Origin of the sequence: Streptomyces sp. NPDC093149, assembly GCF_044754145.1 — a bacterium.
GTDB lineage: Bacteria > Actinomycetota > Actinomycetes > Streptomycetales > Streptomycetaceae > Streptomyces.
Genome location: NZ_JBIVON010000009.1, coordinates 25,860 through 50,942, shown reverse-complemented (window position 1 = coordinate 50,942; position 25,083 = coordinate 25,860). Strand labels below are relative to the sequence as shown.

General features: G+C 70.4%; 22 protein-coding genes. 5 read left to right on the top strand and 17 right to left on the bottom strand.

The genetic code is table 11. The features are described 5' to 3' along the window. Positions 1–11 precede the first annotated feature (11 nt). The gene (locus ACIQCZ_RS25665) at positions 12–938 is read left to right on the top strand and encodes a DUF4231 domain-containing protein (protein ID WP_402285156.1); all 927 of its coding nucleotides are present in this window, start codon (positions 12–14) and stop codon (positions 936–938) included. A gap of 57 nt (positions 939–995) precedes the next feature. Here the strand turns inward: ACIQCZ_RS25665 and ACIQCZ_RS25660 are convergent, their stop codons facing one another. From ACIQCZ_RS25660 to ACIQCZ_RS25615, 10 genes are all read right to left on the bottom strand, one after another. Beyond that, positions 996–1,475: a hypothetical protein gene (locus tag ACIQCZ_RS25660; RefSeq protein WP_402285155.1), complete on the bottom strand. Its 480-nt coding sequence runs from the start codon at positions 1,473–1,475 to the stop codon at positions 996–998. Between the two features lie 210 nt (positions 1,476–1,685). Then, a complete protein-coding gene (locus tag ACIQCZ_RS25655; protein WP_402285154.1) occupies positions 1,686–2,588 on the bottom strand; it encodes a S1 family peptidase in 903 nt (300 codons plus the stop codon). A gap of 298 nt (positions 2,589–2,886) precedes the next feature. Then, positions 2,887–3,702, bottom strand: coding sequence for a DUF1684 domain-containing protein (locus ACIQCZ_RS25650; protein ID WP_402285153.1), 816 nt, complete (start codon positions 3,700–3,702; stop codon positions 2,887–2,889). Between the two features lie 4 nt (positions 3,703–3,706). Beyond that, positions 3,707–4,987 (bottom strand): NtaA/DmoA family FMN-dependent monooxygenase, encoded by a 1,281-nt coding sequence (locus ACIQCZ_RS25645; protein WP_402285631.1) that lies wholly within the window; start codon positions 4,985–4,987, stop codon positions 3,707–3,709. Positions 4,988–5,004: 17 nt separating this feature from the next. Continuing rightward, positions 5,005–6,072: an LLM class flavin-dependent oxidoreductase gene (locus ACIQCZ_RS25640; protein WP_402285151.1), complete on the bottom strand. Its 1,068-nt coding sequence runs from the start codon at positions 6,070–6,072 to the stop codon at positions 5,005–5,007. Between the two features lie 19 nt (positions 6,073–6,091). Continuing rightward, positions 6,092–7,066, bottom strand: a complete 975-nt coding sequence (locus ACIQCZ_RS25635) for an ABC transporter substrate-binding protein (RefSeq protein WP_402285149.1) — start codon at positions 7,064–7,066, stop codon at positions 6,092–6,094. Positions 7,067–7,110: 44 nt separating this feature from the next. Next, the gene (locus tag ACIQCZ_RS25630; RefSeq protein WP_402285629.1) at positions 7,111–7,863 is read right to left on the bottom strand and encodes an amino acid ABC transporter ATP-binding protein; all 753 of its coding nucleotides are present in this window, start codon (positions 7,861–7,863) and stop codon (positions 7,111–7,113) included. A 38-nt stretch (positions 7,864–7,901) separates the two neighbouring features. Next, positions 7,902–8,801, bottom strand: coding sequence for an amino acid ABC transporter permease (locus ACIQCZ_RS25625; RefSeq protein ID WP_402285147.1), 900 nt, complete (start codon positions 8,799–8,801; stop codon positions 7,902–7,904). 60 nt (positions 8,802–8,861) lie between these two features. Then, positions 8,862–10,718, bottom strand: coding sequence for an FAD/NAD(P)-binding protein (locus ACIQCZ_RS25620; protein ID WP_402285146.1), 1,857 nt, complete (start codon positions 10,716–10,718; stop codon positions 8,862–8,864). After that, entirely contained in the window at positions 10,715–11,581 is an 867-nt protein-coding gene (locus ACIQCZ_RS25615) for an amino acid ABC transporter permease (protein WP_402285144.1), read from the bottom strand. The genes ACIQCZ_RS25620 and ACIQCZ_RS25615 overlap by 4 nt, the downstream gene beginning before the upstream one ends. 548 nt (positions 11,582–12,129) lie before the next feature. On the opposite strand from ACIQCZ_RS25615, the gene ACIQCZ_RS25610 reads away from it, so the two are divergent. After that, positions 12,130–13,065 carry an ABC transporter substrate-binding protein gene (locus ACIQCZ_RS25610; RefSeq protein WP_402285142.1) on the top strand — a complete coding sequence of 312 codons (936 nt, stop codon included), beginning with the start codon at positions 12,130–12,132 and terminating at the stop codon, positions 13,063–13,065. 229 nt (positions 13,066–13,294) lie between these two features. Here the strand turns inward: ACIQCZ_RS25610 and ACIQCZ_RS25605 are convergent, their stop codons facing one another. Further along, positions 13,295–14,536, bottom strand: a complete 1,242-nt coding sequence (locus ACIQCZ_RS25605; RefSeq protein WP_402285140.1) for a DUF5685 family protein — start codon at positions 14,534–14,536, stop codon at positions 13,295–13,297. A 314-nt stretch (positions 14,537–14,850) separates the two neighbouring features. On the opposite strand from ACIQCZ_RS25605, the gene ACIQCZ_RS25600 reads away from it, so the two are divergent. Further along, positions 14,851–15,294 (top strand): cell division protein SepF, encoded by a 444-nt coding sequence (locus ACIQCZ_RS25600; protein WP_351074782.1) that lies wholly within the window; start codon positions 14,851–14,853, stop codon positions 15,292–15,294. 23 nt (positions 15,295–15,317) lie between these two features. On the opposite strand, the gene ACIQCZ_RS25595 is transcribed toward ACIQCZ_RS25600, so the two are convergent. Together ACIQCZ_RS25595 and ACIQCZ_RS25590 are read right to left on the bottom strand one after the other, a co-directional pair. Next, entirely contained in the window at positions 15,318–16,532 is a 1,215-nt protein-coding gene (locus ACIQCZ_RS25595) for an acyl-CoA dehydrogenase family protein (RefSeq protein ID WP_402285138.1), read from the bottom strand. A gap of 73 nt (positions 16,533–16,605) precedes the next feature. Next, positions 16,606–18,309, bottom strand: a complete 1,704-nt coding sequence (locus tag ACIQCZ_RS25590) for an MFS transporter (RefSeq protein WP_402285136.1) — start codon at positions 18,307–18,309, stop codon at positions 16,606–16,608. Between the two features lie 579 nt (positions 18,310–18,888). On the opposite strand from ACIQCZ_RS25590, the gene ACIQCZ_RS25585 reads away from it, so the two are divergent. Beyond that, complete coding sequence (locus tag ACIQCZ_RS25585) at positions 18,889–19,908, top strand: phosphatase PAP2 family protein (protein ID WP_402285134.1); 1,020 nt, start codon at positions 18,889–18,891, stop codon at positions 19,906–19,908. 113 nt (positions 19,909–20,021) lie between these two features. Here ACIQCZ_RS25585 and ACIQCZ_RS25580 read toward each other — a convergent pair whose 3' ends face one another. The 4 genes from ACIQCZ_RS25580 to ACIQCZ_RS25565 all read right to left on the bottom strand — a co-directional run bounded on the left by ACIQCZ_RS25580 (position 20,022) and on the right by ACIQCZ_RS25565 (position 23,829). Beyond that, positions 20,022–20,237 carry an I78 family peptidase inhibitor gene (locus ACIQCZ_RS25580; protein ID WP_376208776.1) on the bottom strand — a complete coding sequence of 72 codons (216 nt, stop codon included), beginning with the start codon at positions 20,235–20,237 and terminating at the stop codon, positions 20,022–20,024. Between the two features lie 413 nt (positions 20,238–20,650). After that, on the bottom strand, positions 20,651–21,610 hold the full coding sequence (locus tag ACIQCZ_RS25575) for a helix-turn-helix transcriptional regulator (protein ID WP_402285132.1): 960 nt from the start codon (positions 21,608–21,610) through the stop codon (positions 20,651–20,653). A 93-nt stretch (positions 21,611–21,703) separates the two neighbouring features. Continuing rightward, positions 21,704–22,549 carry a transferase gene (locus ACIQCZ_RS25570; RefSeq protein WP_402285130.1) on the bottom strand — a complete coding sequence of 282 codons (846 nt, stop codon included), beginning with the start codon at positions 22,547–22,549 and terminating at the stop codon, positions 21,704–21,706. Next, positions 22,546–23,829 (bottom strand): glycosyltransferase family 4 protein, encoded by a 1,284-nt coding sequence (locus tag ACIQCZ_RS25565; protein WP_402285129.1) that lies wholly within the window; start codon positions 23,827–23,829, stop codon positions 22,546–22,548. The genes ACIQCZ_RS25570 and ACIQCZ_RS25565 overlap by 4 nt, the downstream gene beginning before the upstream one ends. Before the next feature lie 357 nt (positions 23,830–24,186). Between ACIQCZ_RS25565 and ACIQCZ_RS25560 the strand changes: the two genes are divergently transcribed. Beyond that, positions 24,187–24,966, top strand: a complete 780-nt coding sequence (locus tag ACIQCZ_RS25560) for a hypothetical protein (protein ID WP_391740454.1) — start codon at positions 24,187–24,189, stop codon at positions 24,964–24,966. The last annotated feature ends 117 nt before the right edge of the window (positions 24,967–25,083 follow it).

Sequence of the window (25,083 nt, the reverse complement as noted above, 5' to 3'; positions counted from 1 at the left end):
CGGGAGTGAACATGACGGCGATTCCCGGACCGCTCCAGAGCATGGTGTTCAGGAACGCTGATCTGCCGGAGCTCTTCCACCACACGGACGCGATCGCCATCGCCCGTCAGCGGGAGGCCGTGAACACCACCCGGATCCAGCTGATCCTGCTGGTCGTCGGCACGGTCCCGGCGGCGCTCCCCTGGCACGTGGAACTGGGTGGCACTTTCCAACTCGTCGACGCCGTCGGCGTGTTGGCCTACGCGGGTGTCCTGATCACGACGTACCTCTCCGCCCGGCGCAAAGCAAAGTCGCATTGGCAACTCAACCGCTCGGCGGCGGAGTTCATCAAGTCGATGTGCTGGCGCTACGCGGTGCACGGATCACCTTTCGACACCCACACCCAGCACCCCGAGGCGGTGTTCGCGAACCGTCTCGAAGAGGGACTCCAGGAGCTCCGGAAGGTGGGGTGGGCAGACCCCCGCGATCTGACCGCGGACTCGGGCGGCCTGATCACGGAATCCATGCGCGAGTTGCGCAACAAGGCGTTCACCGTGCGCAAGGAGACATACGTGCGGGATCGGCTGATAGAGCAGCGCAGTTGGTACCGCAGGCGCCAGGAGGTTTCCCGGCGGGCCACGCTGGTCTGGTCGACGACCATTGCCGTACTGACGACGCTCGCCCTGGTGTTCGCCCTGGTGAGGACGTTCTCCGCCGGCCAGTCCTTCGCCCTGACCGGGGTCCTGTCGGCCGCGGCGGCGGCCTGTCTGGCGTGGAGCGAGATGCGCCGCCATCACCCGCTGATCTCGGCCCACTCGCTGGTGGAGCAGGATCTGGAGTCGATGCAGGTGGCGATGGAGACCACACTGACCGAACGCCAGTGGCCGCGGGCGGTGTTCGAGACCGAGCGCATCGTCTCTCCTCAACACACCGACTGGCTTGCCAGACACCAGATGTGACGATGTGTCGGACCGACGCGTTGCGCGGTCGTGTTCGAGGACGGCCGCGCACACCCGTCAGTCGCGCTCCACGCCCTCGCGCCAGATGACGGTGACCGGGCGGCCGAGGCTGCGGGCGTACGTCACGATGTCCCCCGTGCCGCCGAGGCCGCGGGCCGGCCTTCCGTCCCACACGGCGAGCAGCCGGTCGCAGTGGTCGGCGATGTACGCGCCGGCCGCGAAGTACGCCTCGTCGGTCGAGTGCGGGTAGCCCAGCCGGACCTCCCGGGCCGCCCGCCCCTTGAGATCCCGGTAGCGGGCGAGTTCGGCAGCGTCGGCGAAACAGGATTCGTAGTCGCCGCTGGGGATGACCACGGTCAGATCCGCGCCACAGGCCAGGGCGAGGTCGGCGAAGAGCTGGTCGGCTCCCACCGCGAGGCTGGAGAGGGCCTCCAAGGACCCTTCGAGGCCGCAGAGCGCGGCCCGTAACCCGGACAGCACATAAGCATGGGCCTCCCGCGGAATGCTGCGGTGGCCGGTCACTCCGATGCGTTTCACGGACCTGGAACCCCCTGAAGTATCTGCGGGGGCTCCGGAAGGCATCCCTCCGGAAAGCACAGCATCCGCCCCCGTTTGCTCCTGCTTGACCGACCTGCCCCACATTCTCTCAAAAGCCGTGGGGTGAGCGGGAGTCCCCGCCCAGCATTCGGGCAGGGACTCCGTCTCGGTCGACCGCGTGTTCCGGGGCCGGACCGGGATGTCGGGGCGTCAGTTCAGGGTGACCCCGTACGCGCTGAGCGCCTCGGTGACCGGCTGGAAGTACGTGGTGCCACCGGAGCTGCAGTTGCCGCTGCCGCCCGAGGTGAGACCGATCGCCTTCGAGCCGGAGTAGAGCGGACCGCCGGAGTCGCCGGGCTCCGCACACACGTTGGTCTTGATCATGCCGTAGACGATGTCGCCGTTGCCGTAGTTGACCGTGGCGTTGAGGCCCGTGACGCTGCCGCTGTGGACGCCGGTGGTGGAACCGCGGCGGGTGACGGACATGCCGACCGTGGCGTTGGCCGCTCCGGTGATGGTGACGCTGCCGACGGTGCCCGGGTGGGCGAGCGAGGCGTTGTCGTACCGCACCAGGCCGTAGTCATTGGTCGGGAAGCTGGATCCGACCGTCGGGCCGATGCTGGTCGTGTTCGAGGAGTTGGTGTACCAGGGCGGGTTGCCGTCGGTGCAGTGGCCGGCGGTCAGGAAGTAGTAGGTGCTGCCGCTGTGGACGTTGAAACCGAGGGAGCAGCGCCAGCCGGGGGCGTAGATCGCGTCGCCGCCGGAGAGCAGTTTGCTGAGCTTTCCGGCGGTGCGCTCGATCCGCACGGCACCGGCGTTGGCTCCGGCGGACTGCTTGATCTGTTCGATCTCGGCCTGTGAGACCGTGCTGTCCGCGGTGACCACGAGGGAGTTGGTCGCCGGGTCGATGCTCCAGGCGGTCCCGGCCACATCGGCGCCGAGCACGGCGTTGCTCGCGGCGGAGAGCTGCTTGGCGCTGAAGGCGGTGGGGGCGGTGTCGGCCTGGGCGCTGGGTACGGCGAGTGCGGCGACGGCGACGAGGCCGGCTGCGACGGCGACAGCCCTGCTGCGTCTGGCGGTGCCGCTGAGGGGGGTGGTGCGCTTGATCCTCACTTTTCATTCCTCCCGAAAGGAAATCGGGGGTCCGCCTGTGGGGTGGTCGGACCCGTGAGGCGCAGTCGTTCGCACGGCAGCATGCCCGCGTTCCGGAATGCCGTGCTCCTGACAAGCGCTGCTCGGGAGTATTCAAGGCGTCAACTTCTGGCGCAAGAGGGCCTTCTGGCCTGAACCTGCCGCGTCGCACCGGACGGCCCCGGCAGCCCGTGGGCTGCCGGGGCCTCTGTCCGAGGCCGGTCCTGCGGCGCGTCGGCCGCGGACCGGGGCCTTTGTCCCGGAGTGATCCGACGGCGTGTCAGCCGTCGATGCGGTTCCGCTCGCCCGCCTCGACGGCGACAGGCAGGGTGTTGCCGGGCGGCGGGAAGGGGCAGATGAAGTGATCGGCGAAGGCGCAGGGCGGCAGCAGCGCCCGGTTGAGGTCCACCGTCACGCTGCCGTCCTCGGCCGGGGCCGCGGGCCGCAGGAACCGGAAGCGGTAGCTGCTGTTCCCACTGGTGGCATCCGCGAAGACCGCCCAGAGCGATCCGTCGGGCTCGACCGCGACCTGCAGCGTGTGCCGGGCACCGTCGAGCTCGAACGCGATCTCACCGCCGAGCCCGAGGCCGCGCTCGATCCCGTCGGCGTTCTCGACGCGGACCGTACGGGCGGATTCGTACGGGCGGAAGGTGCCCGGCAGCGCCCAGCGGGCCTCGTACGGAGTGGCCTCGATGGCCCGGAAGGCGCGCCGCGCCGCCGAGGCCGGGTCGAAGTCCCGTACCGCCCAGAGCCCTTCGCGGCTCAGCACGACCAGCCGCCGCGCGCCGTGCGCGACGCGGGACTCGCCGATCGGGCCGCGGTCGGCGGTGAGGCGGACCTGGCCGGTGAAGGGCTTGCCGTCGACGGTCAGGCCGTCTGCGGCCAAGGCGCTGAGCAGCAGCTCCTCGCCGTCCCCGCGCCACTGTCCGGGCACCTCAGGAATGTGGCCCTCCGGGTAGTCGGCGAGCCAGTGGGTGCCGGTGAGGGAGAGCGGACCGTACGGCGCGGACACCGTGGCGGTGCGCTCCTCGTGCCAGTGCTTCCAGTCCTGTGCCGCCTGCCCGGAATCGTGCGGCCGGTGTGCTTCCGTGCTCATGCGTTCAACCCTTCCATACCGGTTCGGCGAGTCCGAGATGCGACCGCAGTGTGAGACCCGTGTACGCGGAGCGGAACACGCCGCGCTCCTGGAGCAGCGGGACGACCCGGTCGACGAAGTCGTCCAGGCCGTCCGGGGTGAGATGCGGTACGAGGATGAACCCGTCGGCGGCGTCGGCGGCCACGAACTCGGTGAGCCGCGCCGCGACCGTCCGCGGGCTGCCGATGAAGGACTGCCGCCCGGTCGTCTCGATGACGGTCTGACGGATGGACAGCCCCTTCTCCTTCGACAGGGCGCGCCAGCGGGCCGCGACAGCAAGGGGGTCGCCGTGCCTGACCCGGCCCTGGACCAGCGAGGAATGCGGGTCGGGGTCGATCTCGGGGAGCGGTCCGTCGGGATCGTAGGAGGAGAGGTCACGGCCCCAGACCTGTTCCAGGGCCAGCAGCGCGTTCTGCGGGGAGACCTGCTGGAGGCGGATCTCGGCCGCTCTCTCCTGGGCCTCGGCATCGCTGTCGCCGAGCACGAAGGTGACCCCCGGCATGATCTTCAGATCGTCCGGCTCCCGGCCGTACTTCGCCAGCCGCGCCTTGACGTCGGCGTAGAAGGTGCGGCCGGCCTCCAGGGTGCCGTGCCGGGTGAAGATGACATCGGCGGCGGACGCGGCGAACTCACGGCCTTCCGGGGAGTCCCCGGCCTGGATGACGACCGGATGGCCCTGCGGGGAGCGCGGGACGGTGAACTCCCCCTCGATGGTGAAGTGCTGCCCGTGGTGCGCGAACGGGCGCGGGGTGCCGTCGGGGGCCCAGCTGTCCCACAGTTCGCGGGCGGTGGCGACGAACTCGGCCGCCCGGGTGTATCGGTGGGCCCGGTCGAGATAGCCGCCGCGCCGGAAGTTCTCCCCGGTGAAGGCGTCCGAGGAGGTCACCACGTTCCAGGCGGCCCGGCCGCCGCTGAGATGGTCGAGGGTGGCGAGGCGGCGGGCCAGTTCGTAGGGCTCGTTGAACGTGGTGTTGACGGTCGCGGCGAGGCCCAGCCGGTCGGTGACGGCCGCCAGCGCGGCCAGCACCGTGAGGGATTCGGGGCGGCCGACCACGTCCAGGTCGTGGATCCGGCCGTTGTGCTCGCGCAGCCGCAGCCCCTCGGCGAGGAAGAAGAAGTCGAACCTGCCGCGTTCCGCGGTGCGGGCCAGATGCTCGAACGAGGAGAAGTCGATCTGGCTCCCGGAGCGCGAGTCCGACCAGACGGTGGTGTTGTTCACACCCGGGAAGTGGGCGGCGAGATGCATCTGTCTCGTCGTGGTGCTCATGCTCGTCCCCCTTCGAGGGCGTATCGGTTGGCGGGGCGGGCCAGCCCCAGGTGCTCGCGCAGGGTGCCGCCGGGATAGAAGGTGCGGAACAGGCCGCGGTGCTGGAGCAGGGCCACGGTGCCGTTGACGATGCGTTCGAGGTCGCGCCCGGGGGTGATGGGCGTGAGGTGGAAGCCGTCCACCGCTCCCCCGCGGTGCCACTGGGTGATCAGTTCGGCGAGGTCGACCGGGCCGCCCCGGTAGTAGGAGCCGCCGGCGGCGAGCGGGGGTCCGCTCTCCGGCCCCGGTTCCGGGGCGGTCTCGGCGTCGCCGAGGTCGACGGTGAGCGCGACCAGGACCCGGAGGGTGTCGGGGTCGCGTCCGTACACCGCGGCGCGCCGGCGCAGATCGGTGCGGATCGCGGCGGCCCGCTCGGGGGCGGTGGCCCGGACGAGGACGACATCGGCGTGGCGGGCCGCGGTCTCCCTCGCCGGGCCGCCGGTCCCGTCGACGACGGTGACCGGGTGTCCCTGCGGAGGCCGGGGCACGATGGCCGGGCCGCGGACCGAGAAGGAGGCGCCCTCGAAGTCGACGTGGTGCAACTTGTCGCGGTCGATGAAACGTCCGGTGGCGACGTCCCGGATCTCGGCGTCGTCCTCCCAGCTGTCCCAGAGCCGGGCGCCCACGTCGGCCGCCTCGCCGGCCTCGCGCCACAGTTCCTCGGCGGGCGCGGCCGGACGCCGCCCGAAGAGCCGGGCCTCGGCCTCGGTCGTCGACACATCGACGTACCAGCCCGCCCGGCCGCGGCTCACCCAGTCCAGGGTGGCCACGGCGGAGGACACGTGGAACGGCTCGGTGTGGGTGGTGGTGACGGTCGGCACCAGACCGATCCGGCCGGTGGTGGGGGCGACCCGGGAGAGGACGGCGAGCGCGTCGGGTCCGGGCCTGGCGAACGAGTCGCCGAGCGTGACGAAGTCGAGGGCGCCGCGCTCGGCGAGCCGGGCGAGGCCGATGTGATGCCCGGGGTCGTAGCCGGGCGGGCCGCCGATCTCGGCGGCCAGGTGAAGGGGTGCGGTCGAAGGCATGGGCGTTACCTCTCGGGGCTCAGTTCCTGGGCCTGGGCAGGCCGGGCGGGTTGATCTCGGACTTCGCGACGGCCTCGCCGGAGAGCCCCCAGCGCCCCAGCACCTCGGCGTACGAACCGTCCTGCACGATGTGGTCGATGGCGGCCGCGTACGCCTCGACCAGGCCGCTGCCCTTCTTCGTGGTGGCGGCGATCTTGCCCTGGAGCCCGTCGCCCGCCCCCGACAGCGTGCCGACGATCTCGGACTGGCCGGCCGACGCGACGTGGTAGTTGGCGGAGGGGCTGGGGCCGAGATAGGCGTCGATGCGGCCGGACCGGAGGGCCAGGTAGTAGTCGGTGTCCTTCTGGAAGTACTTGATCTCCACCGGCTTGCGTCCGGCCTCGACGTTCTGCTCGTTCCAGTCGACCAGGATCTTCTCCTGGTTGGTCCCGGACGAGACGGCGATCGTCCTGCCCGCCACGTCCTTCGGCTCCTTCACCTTCCAGCCGGATCCCTTCCTGGCCTCGAAGGCGATGTTGTCGAGCCGGTAGGTCGCGAAGTCGTACTTCTCCTTGCGCTCCTCGGTGACCGTGACGTTCGAGAGCACCCCGTCGAACTTGGAGCTGTCGAGACCGACGAAGAGGTTCTCCCAGGAGACCTGTTCGAACTCGGGCTCAAGACCGAGCGTGTCGGCGATCAGGGTCGCGATGTCGATCTCCGAACCGATCCGGGTCTTGTCGTCGGTCGCGTAGAACCCCAGCGGTGGCGAGGCGTCGGCGCTCGCGCCCAGCCGCAGCGTGCCGCGCTCACGGACGGCCCCGGGCACCTTCGCCGCGATGGCGTCGACCTTCTTGCCTCTGATCCGATGCTGGTCGGGGCCGATGTTGATGCCGCTGCCCCGCTGCCCCTTCGGCTTCACCTCGGTGGTGGCGGCGTCCCCGCTGCCGCAGGCCGTGAGCAGTCCCGCGGCGGCAAGGGTGGCGAGCGCGGTGGACAGGGTGCGTCGGACGGACACGTGCGTGCTCCTCGGAGAGAACAGCGGAAGGGACATGGGCGGATTCACAGGACCTTGGAGAGGAAGGCGCGGGTGCGTTCGTGCTGCGGACGGTCGAGCACGTCGCCGGGCGCGCCGTGCTCGACGATCCGCCCCTCGTCCATGAAGACGACGGTGTCGGCGACCTCGCGGGCGAACCCGATCTCGTGCGTGACGACGATCATCGTGGTGCCCTGGGTCGCCAAGTCCTTGATGACGTCGAGGACTTCACCGACCAGCTCGGGGTCGAGCGCCGAGGTCGGCTCGTCGAAGAGCAGCAGCTTCGGTTCGAGGGCCAGCGCACGGGCGATGGCGACCCGCTGCTGCTGTCCGCCGGAGAGCTGCTTGGGGTACGCCCCGGACTTGTCGGCGAGCCCGACCCGGGCGAGGAGTTGCTCCGCGGCGGCGACGGCTTGTCTCTTCGGGCGGCCGAGGGCGGCGACCGGGGCCTCGATGACGTTCTCCAGCACGGTGAGGTGCGGGAAGAGATTGAAGTTCTGGAAGACGAAGCCGATCCGGGTGCGCTGGCGCAGGACCTCGCGCTCGCGGAGCTCGTACAGTTTGTTGCCGTCCCTGCGATAGCCGACCAGGGTGCCGTCGACGCTGATCCAGCCGTTGTCGACCTTCTCCAGATGGTTGATGGTGCGCAGCAGCGTGGACTTGCCGGAACCGGACGGGCCGAGGACGACGGTCACCTCTCCGGCGCGTACGGAGAGGTCGATGCCGCGCAGCACCTCCAGGCCGCCGAAGCGCTTGTGGACCGATCGGATCTCGACCATGGTGTCCGCGGATCCGGTGGTGCGGTCGGTGGTGGTGCTCATCGCGCGGCCCCCTTGGCGTAGTGACGTTCGACGTAGTGCTGGAGGACGGAGAGCACGGTGGTCAGGAGGATGTACCAGACCGTCGCGACCATGAGCAGGGGCACGACCCTGCCGTTGCGTCCGTAGACGACCTGGACCTGGTAGAAGAGTTCGCCGATCGCCATCACGGAGACGATCGAGGTGCCCTTGAAGAGCGAGATGATCTCGTTGGCGGCGTTCGGCAGGATGGATCGCATCGCCTGCGGGAGCACGATCCGCCGCAGCTGCCGGTACCGGGGAATCCCGAGCGCGGCCGCGGCCTCCGACTGACCGCCGTCCACGGCCAGTACGCCGGCACGGACGATCTCCGCCGCGTAGGCGGCCTGGTGCAGTGCCAGTCCGAGGACGGCGGCACTCATCGCACCGACCAGGTTCATCGTGTCGAAGGAGAAGAAGCCGGGCCCGAACGGGATGCCGAACTGCAACTCCTTGTACAGATAAGCGAGGTTGAACCAGAAGAGCAGCTGGACGATGAGCGGGATGGAGCGGAACGCCCAGATGTACGCGTAGGCGACCGCGCCGAGGAACGGACTCGCCGACAGTCGCATGAAGGCGAGGACGATGCCGAGTGCGAAGCCGAGCACCGTGCCGTAGAACGTCAGCTGGAGCGTGACCCAGACGGCCTTGAGAATGGTCTCGGCCGTGAAGAACTGGACGAAGACGTCCCACTCCCAGCCGGGATTGGTGACCAGGCCGTGCAGGAACTGGGCGAGCAGAACGGCGGTGACAGCGACGGCGACCCACCGCCAGGGGTGGCGTACGGGCACGACGGTGAGCGCGTCGTGGTCGGCGACGGCGGGTGTGGCGACGTGTGGTCCTGTCGCCTTGTCGATGAGTGGATCGCTGGTGAGGGACATCAGGGGTCCTTGAGATACGGGGTACGGAGGTGGGGTGCGGGCTTTCGCGTGGAGCCGCGGTCAGGCGCCGAGCGGGCCGTCGCTACAGCCGAGGTCCCGGAGGAGGGCGAGCGCCGTGCGTGCGGTGGCGTCGTTCTGCGCGAAGGCCGGGCCGCCGGTGCGCGGCCGGGTGAACGCTCCGCCGGCGCGAGCGGTGGTGAACGGGCCGAGCGCGAAGCGGCGCGGGTGCGGATGCCCGTCCCGGCCCAGGATCCGGCCGTCGTCGGGGTCCACGGAGAGCAGTCCGGTGTCGGTGGCGGCCGCCCCGTCCTCGTACAGATCCCGGAGCAGGCTGCTGCGGGTGCGTTCCAGTGAGGGATCCGGCAGCCGGGCCTCGACCAGGGCGCGGGCCTCGACCGACTCCCCGGGCACGGTGGCGCTGCCGGCCCGGAAGACGCCCCGGCGTTCATCGGCCTCGACGGTCGTTCCCGCACCGAGGAAGCGGACGACGCCGGCCCGGGAGAGCGCGAGGAGCTGGTGCAGCCGGGGGCCCGGCGGTCCTGAGGCGAGGTAGCTGAAGAAGCCGTGCCACCAGCTGCCGATGTCGCCGATCCGGATCAACTGCCCGTAGGCGGACAGGAGTCCGAGGAAGACGGCGAGATCCGGGCTGTGGCCGGGGTCGTGGCGGCGTTCCAGGTCCGCGGAGATGTAGGCACGCATCCCTTCCTGGAGTGAGTCGTACGAGGGATGGCGCACCCCGTCCAGGGGGCGGTCGAGCGCTTCGAGATCGAGCCGGTCGGCGGGGTCCGGCACGGCTGCCGCCACGAGGGCTCTCAGCTCGGGGCCGGCCGGATCCGCGGCGGCGTACTTCGCCTCGAAATCGTGCCAGTCGGCGGTGGTCCGCTCGGGGTGGGCGGTGAAGAGCCGGTGGTAGTGGGCGTAGCCGAGCTCCTTGTCGACATGTGGCCACACATCGCGCCGGAAATCGAGCGGCTCGTCCGTCTTCAGCAGTGCCTCGGTCCGGTCCGGGCCCAGAAAGCGCGGCAGCGGCGGCCTTTCGCCCTGCCAGGTGTAGCCGATCTTGGAGTGGTAGGGAACGCCCCGGCGCGATCCGATGTGCAGCACCGGTTCCCTGCCGGACGGCTTGTACTCGCCGTTCTCGTAGTGTCCGCCGCGGCCCTCGGTCAGCAGCACCATCAGATCGACGAAGGCGAGTCCGAAGCCCCGGACGATGACGGGTTCGCCCGCGGGCAGCTCGGTCAGATCGGTGTCGGCGGTGAAGTCGGGCGGCAGGTGGACGAGTCCGTGCCGTTGCGCGAATTCGGCCAACTCGACCTGTTCCGGATCCGGTTCGGCGTCGAGGTGGCCGATGGTGACCGCGACGAGATCGGCCAGGAGCGGCTCGTCGGCCCCCTCCAGCCAGACGCTCTGACGCCCTTCGCGCGGCCCGCTCACACGCACGGCCCTGCCCCGGTGCCAGTGGACGGTGACGCCCTCGGGGAGCGCGGCCACGGCCTGCTCGTACACCCAGCGCAGATAGACGCTCTGCAGCCGTCTGCTCGGAAAGTCCTGCCCGCCCAACGCCTTTATCTCGGCGAGGAGTCCGGACTCCGGGACGGCCTCGTCCGAGAGCTTCAGACGCCCGTCCCGGATGTCCGCCGCCCAGGTGTGCAGCGCGGGCCCCGGACGTATCGGCCCCTCCAGCCGGACGGTGTCGTCGGTGAACATCGTGACGTCCTCGGCCATGGAGTTCATCCAGAGCAGCGGCGACTGGTCGTGCCGCCAGATCCGCCCGCCGCCGGGCGGGTGGGGGTCCACGAGATGGATGTCCAGCGGGCGGCCCTCGTACAGGCCGGGGGCGTTGGCGGCGATGCGCTCGATCAGACCGGTGCCGCGCGGTCCGGCGCCGATGACGACGAGCGCCGGTGTCCGGTTCATCGGGCACCGGCCGTGCCGCGTGCGTAATGCCGCTCGATGTAGTGCTGGCCGACGCCGAGCAGTGAGGTGACGAGGGCGTACCAGATCGTGGCGACCAGCAGCAGGGGGATGACCTGGTAGGTGCGGTGGTACACGAGCTGCACCGAGTACAGCAGGTCCTGTACGGCGATGACGCTGACGATCGACGTGCCCTTGAGGGTGCCGATCAGCATGTTCCCGGCGGGCGGGACGATGGAGCGCATCGCCTGTGGCAGCACGATCCGGCGGAGCCGGCGCCAGGGCCCGAGCCCGAGGGACTGGGCGGCCTCGATCTGTCCGCGTTCGACGGAGAGGATGCCACCGCGGACGACTTCGGCGGCGTACGCGGCCTCGTGCAGGGTGAGCCCGATGACGGCGACCGTGACGGGGCCGAGGAGGTCGACCGTACGTACGCCGAGGATCTCCGGGTAGAGCGCGCCGATGTTGAACCAGAACAGCAGCTGGACCAGGATCGGGGTGGACCTGAAGAGCCAGACGTATCCCCAGCCCAGCGCCTGCAGCACGCGGTTGTCGGAGAGCCTGAGGACGGCGAGCAGGGTACCGAGGGCGAAGCCGAGCACCATGACCAGCGCCGTCAGCCAGAGAGTGAGGCCGAGGCCCCGCAGGACGGCGGTGGTGGCGAAGTACTCGGCGACGACGTCCCACTGGAAGGCGTCGTTGCGGATGACGGAGTTCAGCACCAGGGCGAGGAGCGCCAGGGCGACAACTGCCGCTGCCCACCGCCCCGTTCGGCGTACCGGGACGATCCTGAGCCGGTCGGTCTGCTCGCTCTTCGCGAGTGGGGCGGGCAGCGGGGAAGGAAGGGTGTCTGTCTGCGCGGACATGCGAGGGCTCCGTGGATGCAGAGATCGAACACGGGGCGCGTCTTCAGCGGAGACACAACGCGGACCGGGCCCCTCAGCACCGGTCCGCTTCCGAGATAAACGCTGTTCACCGTGCGTTGTCAAGCTTGTCCACACTGTGAGTCGTACGTCTCAGTTCAGTTGACGGACCACCGGATGCCTGTTCCACTGGGGCCATGCATTCGCAGCAGTGGCTGGTCAAGCGCTCCCACATCGACTTCGGTCGCGTGTGGTCCTCCTCCTGTTGAGCAGACCCCCTGCATCTCCTCGCGTCTCCGCCCGGCGCCGTGTGCGGCGCCTGAGCACTGTTCCCCGCGTGTCTTCACGTACACAACACCGCTCCACCCTCCCCTCGCTCGTTCCGCAGCCCTTCCGTCCGTAGCTCTTCCGTGCTGTGTCGATCTCTCGCTCTGTCGACTTTTCGTCCTGCCGTTCGCTTCGCCCCGGCCGTGGGGTCGCCGCGCGCTGCCCTGCTCACGGGCCCGCCGCCGCGCCCGCTCACGGCCGACGACCCTGGAGAAACACGCCTCATGCCCCGAACCCGGCACACCGCTGCCTTCGCGCTGATCACCGTCGCCACCTTCACCCTCACCGCGTGCGGGTCCGGCGGTCCGGCGCCCGCGTCGGCCGGCGCCGCGGACGTCAAGGGGAAGGTCCCGACCACTGATGTCGTGTCGTCGGTGCACAAGGACGAGGCGGCGGCGAAGCTCCTGCCCGCCGACGTCCGCGCCGCCGGCACCTTGACCATCGCCTCCAGCATCGGCAGTCCGCCCGGTGCCACCTACCTCGCCGACGGGAAGACGGTGGCCGGTACGGACATCGACTTCGCGGACGCGGTGGCCAGGAAGCTCGGGCTGGGACTGAAGCGCGAGGTGGCCTCCTTCGAGGCGATCCTGCCCGCGCTGGACAGCGGCAAGTACGACGTGGGCACCGGGAATTTCGGGGTGACCGAGGAACGCCGCAAGACGATCGACTTCGTCACCTACATCAATGACGGCCAGGGGTTCGCGGTCCGCGACGACAGCAAGCTGAAGAAGGTCACCGATCTCATCCAGCTCTGCGGTCTGACGGTCGGCACCGGCGCGGGCACCACCTTCGAGGTGACGCTGGAGGAGAACAGACATCGGTGCTCCGACGCGGGCAAGAAGCCGTACGAGGTGAAGACCTACAACGACCAGGGCGCGACCTGGGCTTCGCTCCAGCAGGGTCGCAGCGATGTGGTGATGTCCACCATCAACGGGCTGCGGTACGCGGTGGATCAGCAGGAGGGTGTGCGTTTCCTCAACGAGTTCAAGCGCCTCGACGTCGGCTTCGCCTTCAAGAAGGGCACCCCGTTGGCACCCGCCTTCCAGGCCGCGGTGAACGGTCTCAAGGCGGACGGTACCTACGACCGGATCCTGAAGAAGTGGGGCATCGGCGCGTCGGCCATCAGGACCTCGCAGATCTCACCGCCCGAGATCAGGTGACACGGGCCCGCGGACCGGGGCCGGGCCACCCCATGCCTCGGGACGGCTTCGGCTGCGCGCGGGCCGGAAAGGGGCGGTCACGGACGCATGTCGCGGCGCGGCCCACGGCGCGGGCCGCGCCGGACCCGGATCCCGGGGCCGGGACCATGTCGCGAGCCACGCGTCCAGGCCGGCTCCGGACCGGCTCCGCGTCACGGGACGGCTCACGTCGCGACACCCGGCCTCCCGCTCAGCAGCCGCAGTCGCACCCGCAGTCGCAGCAGTCGCATCCGTCGCAGCAGTCCCCGCAGTTGCTGCAGCAGTCACACGCATCGCAGCAGTCGCTGCAGTCGCACTGACTGCACAGCCCCTCGCGGCGCTGATGGGTCCACGGGTCCTCGAAGGTGCCGCAGCACATCTGGCAGGTGCAGGCCAGCCCCGCCCACACCAGGCAGCCGGCGATCAGCCCTCGCCGGTCGCGCGGAGGCTCGGGCGGGGGTTGCGGCGGGCCGAAGGGGTTGCCGGGGCTCGGTGCGTACGGATTGCCCGGCGGCGGGCCGAAGGACCCGGTCCGCTGTCTGTCCGACGGGCGGCCGGCTCCGTCTCGCACCGGGACGCCCGCCCCGTGCGAGCACGCCGTGGTACCGAACGCCCGGTCCACCGACTGCCGCAGTTCGTGCACCAGCAGCACATGGGCCAGCTTGTCGTCGGTGAATTCCGCGTCGCGCAACGCCAGCCGTACGCCCCGCAGCGCGTCGTCGCACAGCCGTCGGGCCTCGGCCCGCGACGTGCCGGTCGCGGTGAGCGGGTTCCAGGCGCCCGACGCGGCGTCAGCTTCCTGGTCCTCCACGGCATCCAGCAGATGCGCCAGGCGCCCGAAGAGCCGGCCCGCCTCGGCCAGCGGTTCCGTGTTCTGCGGCCTGCCCGCGAGTATCGCGGTGTGGGCGAAGGCGGCCGCAGTGGCGGTCTCGGTGGGCTCGGTGACCGTGAGCAGCGGGGTGCCGGGCCCGGCGAGCAGCTCGATTCCGGTCTGCCGGTCGACGGCGTCCACGAGCAGAGCCGTGTCGAAGCCGAGTTGCGCGCCGGTGCGCGCGCCTGCCCGGTCCCAGCCCGCCGCGACCCTGCGCGCGGCCGCGGCGACCGGGCGGCGCTTCAACAGGCCGTCCCGGTCGGCGACGTGGTCCCGCACCTTCGCCGACGCCAGCACCAGTGAGACGGCGGCGGCCAGTCTGGCTCCCTCGCCATGGGCGACCGGGGCGGTCCGCATGGCACGCAGCGGGCAGGGCCCCGCGGTGCGTCGCCATCCGTTGGTCCGCTCGGCCTGAGCCTCCGTCAGGACCGAGACGATCAGGCCGTCATAGTTCGTCACGATGCGGGCGAATTGCCCGTGGTCCGAGCGAAGTGCGAGACAGAGCCCGCAGAGATGGGCCATCCACTCGGTCCTGAGCCCTTCGGACAACCGGTGCGTACAGGGCCTGACTATTCCGAACACGACGATCCCCCGAGAGTCGTTCACTCGTGCGCCGAGCCCGTGCGCGTGCGCGACGTGCATCGTATCGAGCGCTCCATTCACCCGTACGTCCCCCGCGTCACCCGTACGGGCCGGTGCATCATATTTTCTTTCTTCCAGGCCCCTGATGCGGGAGGAACCTTGACGAACCGCCACATCTTCTGCACCAGTACCGTCACGAATCCCCTGCGCGCCGACTATCCACTTGGCGCACGATCCGCATCATGGACGACCATAGGGACACGAAAGAGATAGAGATGCGGAACATCACGGAACCGCGGTGAGAGGAGGCGTCCATGGGATCGGTGCGCAAGGCGAGTGCCTGGCTGGGCCTCGTGGAGGACAACGACGAGCGGTACTACGACGACGAGGAGTACGCCGGGGGTGCGCAGACCGGGACCGGTCAGGCCTGGGTGACCGATCCCCGGGTGCAGGTGGCTTCCGAGGCGGCCGTGGAGACGGGCCGCCGGATCGCCACCGTCACCCCGGACAGCTTCCGGGACGCACGAGGCATCGGTGAGCTCTTCCGGGACGGCGTGCCGGTGATCGTCAACCTCACGACCATGGACCCCACGGACGCCAAGCGCGTCGTGGACTTCGCCGCGGGGCTGACCTTCGGGCTGCGCGGTTCGATCGAGCGCGTGGCCACCCGGGTCTTCCTGCTGACTCCGGCCGACACCCGGGTGGTCAACGGCGAAGCCGTCGGCAGGCCGGCCGACGGCTTCTTCAACCAGAGCTGAGCAGGGCGCCTCGCCGGACCGGTCTACCGGAACGCGTCGAGACCGGTGAGCGCCTTGCCCAGCACCAGCTGGTGCATCTCCACGGTTCCCTCGTAGGTGAGCACCGACTCCAGATTCGTCGCATGCCGCATCACCGGGTACTCCAGCGAGATCCCGTTGGCGCCGAGGATCGTGCGCGAGGTACGGCAGATGTCGATCGCCTCCCGCACATTGTTGAGCTTTCCGAAACTGACCTGCTCCGGGCGGAGCCTGCCCGCGTCCATCCGCCGGCCCAGATGGTGGGCGAGCAGGATGCCCTTGTGCAGTTCCACGGCCATGTCCGCCAGCTTGGCCTGGGTGAGCTGGAAGCCGCCGATCGGTCTGCCGAACTGTTCCCGGGTCCGCGCGTAGTCGAGGGCCGCCTCGAACGCGGAGCGCGCCGCGCCCATGGCTCCCCAGACGATGCCGTAGCGGGCGTGACCGAGACAGCTGAGCGGGCCGCGCAGGCCGGTGACTCCGGGGAGTACGGCATCGGCGGGCAGCCGTACCTCGTCGAGGACCAGCTCACTGGTGACCGAGGCACGCAGCGACCACTTGTGCTTGATCTCGGGCGCCGTGAATCCCGGGGTGTCGGTCGGCACGACGAATCCGCGGATTCCGCCGCCCGCGCCGCCCTCGTCGGTCTGCGCCCAGACGACGGCGACACCGGCGACCGAGCCGTTGGTGATCCACATCTTGCGGCCGGTGAGGACCCAGTCCCCCCCTCCGTCGCGCCGGGCGTACGTCCGCATCCCGGCCGGGTCGGAGCCGTGGTCCGGCTCGGTGAGACCGAAGCAGCCGATGACCTCGCCGGCCGCCATGGCCGGCAGCCACCGCTGCCGCTGCTCCTCGGAGCCGAAGCGATGGATGGCGTACATGGCGAGCGATCCCTGCACGGAGACCAGCGAGCGGATCCCCGAGTCGGCCGCTTCGAGCTCCAGGCAGGCCAGTCCGTACTGCACGGCGGTGGCGCCCGCGCAGCCGTACCCCTGCAGGGACATGCCGAGAGCGCCGAGCGAACCGAGTTCGCGGGCCAGTTCCCGGATGCCGGGCAGCTCGCCGTTCTCGTACCACTCGGCGATGTGCGGCAGTACGCGGTCGGTGGCCCAGCCCCGGACGGTGTCGCGGATGGCGAGGTCCTCGGTGTCGAGCAGGTCGTCGATGCCGATCGGGTCGGCGGGGTCGAAGGGCGGGAGCTTCGAGGACGGGGTGGTGGACATGAGGGCGCCTCCGGCGGCTCGCACGGTGCTAAAACTAGCAGTGTTAGTTATGGCCTCGTGCCGACGTTACGGCTCAGTGCCCCGCCCGTCCAGAGCCGGTCGCCTCGGCGGGTCGGCGCCGGGCGGACAGCGCCAGTGACCGCTGCGCACGGCCCGCGACGGGCACCTCCTGCGGCTCGGGGCGCTCCGGCGCCTCGCCCGCGTCGGCCGCACGGGTTTCGTCGAGAGCCGGCGACGGGCACTCCATCGCGCGTGGCAGCCGCAGCGCGGCGAGCGCGCCGACCAGCAGCAGGGCCGCGCTGACCAGCAGCGTGACGTGCAGCCCGGTGATGAAGGCATGGCGGGCCGTGGAGCGCAGCGCCTCGCCCAGCGGACCGCCGAGCCGGTCCGCCACCTGGTAGGCCTCGCCCAGCGAGTGGGCGGCGGCCGCGCCGTCCCCGGCGGGGACGCCCTTCCCGGGGAGCTTCGCGAGTCCGGGGGCATAAGCGGCGTTCATGACACTGCCGAGCAGGGCGATGCCCATGCCCGCGCCCAGCTGGTACGAGGTCTCGCCGATCGCCGCCGCACCACCCGCCCGGTCGGCCGGGGCATCGCTGAGCATGGATTCGTACGCCCCGAAGAGCGTGGTCTGCAGTCCGAAACCGAGTGCGACGAACGCCGCGGTCAGCAGGCCGGGCCGGTCGTGCTGCCCCATCGCGGTCAGGATCAGCACCGAGGCGGCCGTCAGCACGAAGCCCCAGGCCACCATCCGCCGCGGCCCGACGCGGCGCAGCGTGTACGACCCGGTGGCGCCCGCGGCCATGGCCGCGAAGGTGAGCGGCAGCAGCCGCAGCCCGGTCTCCAGCGGGCTCAGTCCGAGCACGAGTTGGAGGTACTGCACGGCTATCAGTTCCAGCCCGACCAGGGCCAGCATGGCGAGGACGATGCAGCCCACCGCGGTGGAGAAGGCCGGCCGGGCGAACATCCCGATGTCTATCAGCGGATGCCTACGGCGTTTCTGACGGCGTACGAAGGTGACGAGCAGTACGGCCCCGATCAGCAGCGGGGCCAGCGTGGCCGGGCTCAGCAGCCCCTCCCCGGCGCCCGCCCGCTTCACTCCGAGAACCACGCCGAGCACACCGGCCGCGGCCGTCAGCGCGCCCAGCACGTCCCACGGGCCGTCGTCACTGCCGCGCGACTCGGGCAGCAGCAGGCGGCCCACCGGCAGGACCAGGGCCATCAGCGGGACATTGATCAGAAAGACCGAGCCCCACCAGAAGTGTTCGACCAGGAAGCCGCCCATGACGGGCCCGGTGGCCGCTCCGACGGCGGCGACCGCGCTCCAGACGCCGATCGCCACGGCCCGTTCGCGCCGGTCGGGAAAGACCTGCCGGAGGATCGACAGCGTCGCGGGCATGATCATCGCCCCGCCGACCCCGAGCAGGGCACGCGCCGCGATCAGCACGCCGGGGCTGTCGGCCATCGCGGCTATCGCCGAGGCGACGCCGAAGAGGGCGTAGCCGAGCAGCAGCACGCGGCGTCGTCCGACCCGGTCGCCGAGGGTGCCGAAGAGGATCAGCAGCGAGGCGCAGACCAGCGGATAGGCGTCCACGATCCAGAGCAGACCGGCGGCACTGGGCCGCAGGTCCTCGGTGACGGCGGGGACGGCGACATGGAGCACGGTCGCGTCGAGTGCGACGAGCAGCAGGCTGAGGCAGAGGACGACGAGGACGACCCATCGATTGGCACCGTCGGCGGCTGAGCGCAGCCGGATTCGGCCTGCGGTCGTCCCGGACATGCATGTACCTCCCAAAAGGTCCTCACGCTCGGCGGGCCAGCCGGGGACGCGGCGGTTCGCCGCCCCTCGGGGCCCGGCATCGACGGGCGAGTGATCCGTCAGCGTACGCGAGTTCGGAGCACCCACACGTGGTCCACCTCATACCCCGACCGGCCGTGGAGTGTGGCGTACGCCACGCCGGGGCGCCGCCCGGAGCCCGTCGGACCTGCACGGACGACCGCCACCGGGAGACCGCTCGAAGCCGTCCCACCGACCTCCGCACCCGGCTCAGAAGGTACCGGGCGCCACTGCGGCACCACGGGCCGGGCCTGCACCGAAAGCGGTCGGTGACCGGACGGATACCTTCGGTTTCACCCCCGGGAGGAGCCGGATAAATTCATACCGGCACCTCCTTCGCCTTTCTTCCCACCCCTGAACACCCTTCCGAAATAAGTGCGAAATAAAAAGCGCACAGGCATGCCGAGGTGCTTCTTCGAGTCAGGAATTAAGGCCCGGCTGAGACATAGTCCACATCACATCGTCATCACAAAGAGACCGGATCGACCTGTCCACGCACTAACTCGCTGTAACGTCGATTGGGTGCGTACCGACATCTTTGCCCGCCTGGACCGGGAGCCGGAGCCGCCGAAGATAGAGCCGCCGCGGATGAGCCGTCACCGCATCGCTCTCTTCGGCGGGACGTTGGCGTTCTATCTCGCCATCGTCGTCGCCGTGCTGGTCTCCTCCTGGCTGGTGACCCTGGACTGGAAGGTCATGCTCTTCCGGCCCTATCAACAGTGGCCGCAGATCCATGCGTTCCTCGACTACTACATCGTGCTCGGTCAGCGCGGCCCCACCGCCACCATGGTCGCCTGCTGGCTCGGCTGGCGCTCCTGGCGGCAGCACACACTGCGGCCCCTGCTGACACTCGGCGCCGCGCTGCTGCTGCTCAACGCGACGGTCGGCGCGGTCAAGATCGGCCTGGGGCGGCTCGGCCCGCACTACGCGACCCAGATCGGCTCCGCCGAACTCTTCGCCGGCGGCGATATATTTCCGTCGGGCCACACCGCCAACGCGGTCGTGACCTGGGGGATCCTCGCCTACCTGGCGACCACCCCGCGGGCCAGACGCTATCTGTCGGCCGTGTCCGCGATCGTCTCGCTCGGCGTCGGACTCACCACGGTCTACCTCGGCACGCACTGGCTCAGCGATGTGCTGCTCGGCTGGGCCGCGGGGCTGCTGATCCTGCTGGCGCTGCCCTGGTTCGAGCCGCTGATCACCCGGGCCGAGGCCTGGATCTTCGCCCAGCGCGAGATCCTGCGGGGACACGCCCGCCCCGTCCCCTCCCTGCCCGTCGCTGCGGGCGGCCCCCGGACCGCGCTGCTCCCGCAGTTGGACGGCGGCGACGCCGTGGCGGAGAGCCCGGTGCTGGAACCGGTCGCCGCGGGCACGGTCACGGGCCCCCGTTCGCGTACGCATCCGGCTGCCCCGTCGCATCCGACACATCTGGTGCGCTCGGAACGGACTCCGGTCACCCCGGCCGGGAGCCGGCGCCCGCCGCACGCGGACCGTACGCCACGCGGCGGCACGACCTCGGCCCGCCCGGTGTCCGGCGGCTGAACAAAGCCGGGAGCCGGTACGCACAGCCGCTCCCCCGCACCCCCCGAGCACAGCGAAGGCCCCGACTCCGGTCGGGGCCTTCGCTGTTGCCCGGGGCCGGACAGCAGCCGTTCTCAGCCCACCCAGCAGCGGGTGACGACGGCGTCGACGGCCTCGAAGTTGATCCGTCCGCCCCGGAATTCCATGGTGATGATCGCCCCCGGCGGCAGGGATCTGACAGTGGTCCAGCCATGGCTGCGGGCTCGCCGTTCGGCCGCTTCGACAGCGAGGCCGACGTACGCACCGGGTGCGTCCTCGGGCTGGACGGGAGGGGTCGGTATGGGTGCCATGTCTCTCACCGTAGGCTCCCTGGGACCACGACGGAAGCCGGGGCACGGGTTGCCGCACGGCATCCTCGCGTCCCCCGCCTGTCACGCTTGTGTCACAGGATCTCGACACGTGCGCTGCCCGGATCGCACCGCCCGGACTCACGGCCCACGACCCGACACACAGTAATCACACAAGCCGGGAAACGATCATACGGAACACTCGAAAACAAAACGGAGTACGCCGTATCGGGCAGTCGGAATTCTCGCACCGAATAACCCGCGTAAAGGAGCATGCCACCGGGAATTCACGCTTCCTTATGGCAGCCTTATCCTTTGGTCACAAAACCCGTGCCGCGGGCCGGCACTACCGCCCGCGGCCGCCCGTATAGCGGACGAGCCGAACCGTCACCGTGCGGGAACACCGTCGGAGGCGCTCAGCCCAGGGCCCTCGACAGCCGGTCCCTGACCGTCCTGACGGCGTCATTGAGCTCCGGAGGTTCCACGACCTCGAAGTCGATCCCCATCAGCACGACATGGATGACCATCACATCGAGACTCGTGGCCCCGGTGCGCAGCAGACAACTGTCGGTGCCGTCCGCCTCCAGCACCCCGGCCGACGGCGGGATCCGTTCCGCCGCGCGCTCGATCCCCGTCTTCAGCCGGATCACCGCACGGGTCGCGTACGCGGTGGTGGAGATGCCCTTTGAGACATAGGCGGCCAGATCCTCGGCCGGTGCGTCGCGGGGCACGAACCTCGGACCGTGCGGCGGTGCGGGAGTGATCCGGTCCGCACGGAACGTACGCCAGTCCGCACGGTCCAGATCCCAGGCGACCAGATACCAGCGGTGTTCGGTGCACACCAGCCGGTGCGGTTCGACGGACCGGCGCGACACGGAACCGGAGTGGTCCCGGTACTCGAAGCGCAGCCGCTCGCTGTCCCGGCAGGCTCCGGCCAGTTCGGTGAGCACCCCCGGGTCGGCGGTGGACGCGCCGGGCCCGCGCAGCAACGGCACCGTGAAGGTGTTCAGCGCGTTCACCCGGCGGCGGAGCCGGTTCGGCAGCACCTGTTCCAGCTTGGCCAGGGCGCGTACGGAGGTCTCGCCGATGCCCTCGACCCCGTTGCCCGCCGCGGTGCGCAGTCCGACGGCGACCGCGACGGCCTCCTCGTCGTCGAGGAGCAGCGGCGGCAACTGCGCACCGGCGCCGAGCCGGTATCCGCCGCCCGTGCCGGGGGCGGCGTTGACGGGGTAGCCCAGTTCGCGCAGCTTGTCGACATCGCGCCGGACGGTCCGCGGCGTGACGCCGAGCCGCTCGGCGAGATCGGCGCCCGACCAGTCCCGGTGTGCCTGGAGCAGTGAGAGCAGGCGCAGCAGTCGTGCCGAGGTCTCCAACATGGGGCGAGTCTGCCAGGGATCGCGGACACCCCGCGTCCGCGATCGGCTGCCGAGGCCTTACGGCCCGGTGCACCCAGAGAGTGGATCAGGGTGTCACGCGGCCGGCGTCGGACCGGGTTCGATCCGGACACAGAGGTCGTTCTCGGCCGAATAGCACGGGGTGGCGCGTGCGCCCTCACCCGCGTCGTGTGCCGGGTAGACGAAGATGTTCCTCCGGTCCCAGACGTCGTCGAGGAGGCGGGAGATCCGTACGCCGTCGGCCGGCCCACCGCCGGACGTGCCGGGGATCAGCCAGAGCGTCCACAACTGCTTCCCGGTGACCGGCCCTGCGGCCAACCGGTCGAGGGGCAGCGTGAAGGAGAACGTGTGCCCCTCCCCGGTGACCGGCACCCGGCAGACCCGCTCGCCGGTACCGGGCGGTCGCGCCTCGACACGGGCGCCGTCGCCGAGACCGGTCCCGTACAGCGTGCCCTCGACGGTCATCCCGTCCCGGTCGAAGGTGACCGGTCCGGCCTCGGCGTGCGGTGAGCGGATCCAGCAGTGCAGGGCGAGCCGGCCGTCGACGGTCGGATACGGGATGCGGACCGCGATCCGCCCGGTCCGGGGCGCGCGGTCCATGAGGAGCCGAAGATCCCTGATCCCGGGCTCGACGGCCACCTCCCCGTCGTCACCCGCGCCCGGCTCACGCACATAGACGTCCCAGCGGCCCTCGGCGGGCTCCGCGGTGCTCGGCAGCTCCGCCCGCAGCCGTCCGTCCCCCACCGGGCTCAGCGGCAGCCGCAGGGTGCCGTCGTCGTCCTCGCTGCCGCGCAGCCGGAGAAGCAGTTCGTATGCCTTTCCCTCCGCACGGCGACCGGGGTCGAGATCGAAGACGATCCCACCGTCGGGACCCGCGGTGCAGTCGGCTCGTGGTGTCGGTCGCTCTGTGGAGACGGTCATGCGGGCTTCCCCTTGCGGATGACGTCGGCGGCCTTGTAGCGCACGGCGTACGCCCCGTCCAGCACGGTGCCGCGGGCGCGGTGCAGTGTGGTGCGCAGAGCGCCGTGCGAACGGTCGCTCGGGGCCCGGGAGGCGAGTTCGGTGAAGAGCCGCTCATGGCGTTCGGCGATCCGCGACGGATCGAACCGCTGCGACGCGACCAGCGCGGCGCGTCCCGCCCGGTGCCGTGCTTCGTCGTCGTCGATCAGACCGAGCAGGGCCGCCGCCACCGCCGCCGTGTCACCTACGGGCACCAGCCGCCCGTCCGTGCCGTCCTCGATGATCTCGCGGGGGCCGTGCGGGCAGTCGGTGGCGACGACCGGCAGGCCGCAGCGCATCGCCTCGACGATGGTCATGCCGAAGGACTCGCGGTCCGAAGTGACCGCGGCGATCGCACCCTTGGGCCACTCGGCCTCCAGCGGGTCGACCGAACCCATCAGGAACACGTGGTTGTGCAGGCCGAGTTCACCGATGAGGGTGAGCAGCGCCTGCCGCTCGTTCCCGGTCGCGTCACCGCCGCCGTAGATGCGCAGCCGCCAGTCCGGACGGACGGCGACGACGTCGGCGAAGGCCCGGACCAGCAGGTCGTACCGCTTGACCTTGTGCAAGCGGCCCGCGGCGATCACCCACTTACCGTCACCGTCGGCGGGTTCGATCCTCGGCGCGGGAACGCTGTTGGGAATGGACTCGATCCGCACGCCGGGCAGCTTGAACCCGCTCCGGTAGGCACGGGCGTCGGCCTCGGTGACGGTGGTGATCGCGTCCAGCAGGGCGTAGCGGTGCCCGATCTCGCGGCGCAGCCGGTAGCCGTGGCTGTCGAAGGTGAGGTGCTCCTGACCGATCCGGACCGGACCGCGCCGGGTCTGCCTGCTGATCTGCACATTGAGTCCGGGGCGGGTTCCGACCACGACGTCCGCGTCCAGCGACCGCAGATGGTCCGCCACCCGCGCGTCGGTCAGCCTGCTGTACTGCCGGTACCGGCTGTCGCCGCGCGGGAACACGGTCGCGGGACGGGCATGCTCGGCCGCGTCGCCGTCGTACGTCGGGCTCTCCTTCCGCAGGTCGACGAGGTGGCCCAGACGCACGCCCGCGGGAGCACCCAGCGCCGGGACGTCCCGGTGCCGGAAGACGGAGACGATCTCGACGTCATGGTGCTCGGCCAGTGTCCCGGCGAGATTGAACGTCGTACGGATCGTGCCCCCGACGCCGTAGGCGTTATGGAGCAGGAAAGAAATGTGCATAAAACGGTGCATCTCCCGGTTCGGCCGGCCGGTGGAGGGCGGCACTACGCATGACGACGCGAATCGGCCGGGGGTTCACTCCGGACATCGGTCAGTTCCGGCCATCCTCATATTCGCCCGTTTTCCTGATTTGTCGATGTATCGGTGAACCACTTCATGGCCGAGTCGACCACATCACCCCACGGTCAATCAGGACGAACGAGTCGTAAACGGCCCCTCGGATCCTGAGATTCACCCTCCGCGTCGGATGGTTCGATTACGTTCCCTTTCTCGCGTGACCCCGGCCACGGATCGCCCGTTGTCATCTTCATGAGCCGGGAACCGCTCGGCCCACGCAACGAGTTCGAGGAGCCACCCGTGCCGCGCATGCTCGACGTCAGCGAGGACGTACGCGCCGAGATCGGCGACGCCGAAGCCGACCGGCTGCTCGTCGGCGACAACACCCCGGGCAGCTACGACTGCACCTCCTGCCGCACCCCCGGAGACTCCGAGCAGGAACGCACCAGCACGGTGCTCTTCGTCGGGGACGAGACCGCCGTCCTGGCCTTCGCCCACGCGAGCTGCATCCCCTCGCAGGTCGTCCAGGTCGCCGAGGAGCAGCTTCAGGGCGCCGTCCGCAGCATCACCCGCAGCGACGCGGAACACCCGGAGGGCCCGAGCACCGAACAGGCCGTTCTCGGGGTCACCAGCGGCCTCGTCCTGATCGACGACGAGCTCCATCCGGCCCTCGTCGTCGAGCCGACCGGCGCCATCGCCCGTCCGGGCACCGACGGCAGCCGGGGCGACGAGTTCCTGCAGCTGCTGCTGGAGCAGGGCTTCCAGCCGGCCCACCGGGTGGACCTGATGCCCTCGGTGCTGCACGGCTGGTCGGTCCTGCTCGCCATGGGCCGGCTGCACGCCGTGCTGCAGCCGGGCACCGGCGGCACCCCCGTCGCCTGGTGGCAGGCACACGCGCCGCTCCAGGTCACCGAGGGCTGGCGAACGGCGGCCAACAAGTCGCAGACCGTGCTCCTCTTCGCCGCCCCGGCGGGAGCGATCGGCCAGCAGCCCCGCGAGGACCTGCTGCGCGACGCCCTGGACAAGGCCGCCGCCGCCGGGCTGCTGGTCGCCGCGGCGATGCCCCTGGCCGGGACCTGATCATGTCCCTCGGCTCCTCGCGCCTGCGGCGAACAGCTATTTCTCCGCCGGGCCCGCATCCGACGGACACCGGGGTCGTTGGCACATACGTGCACTCATACGACTCCTCCCACCAGC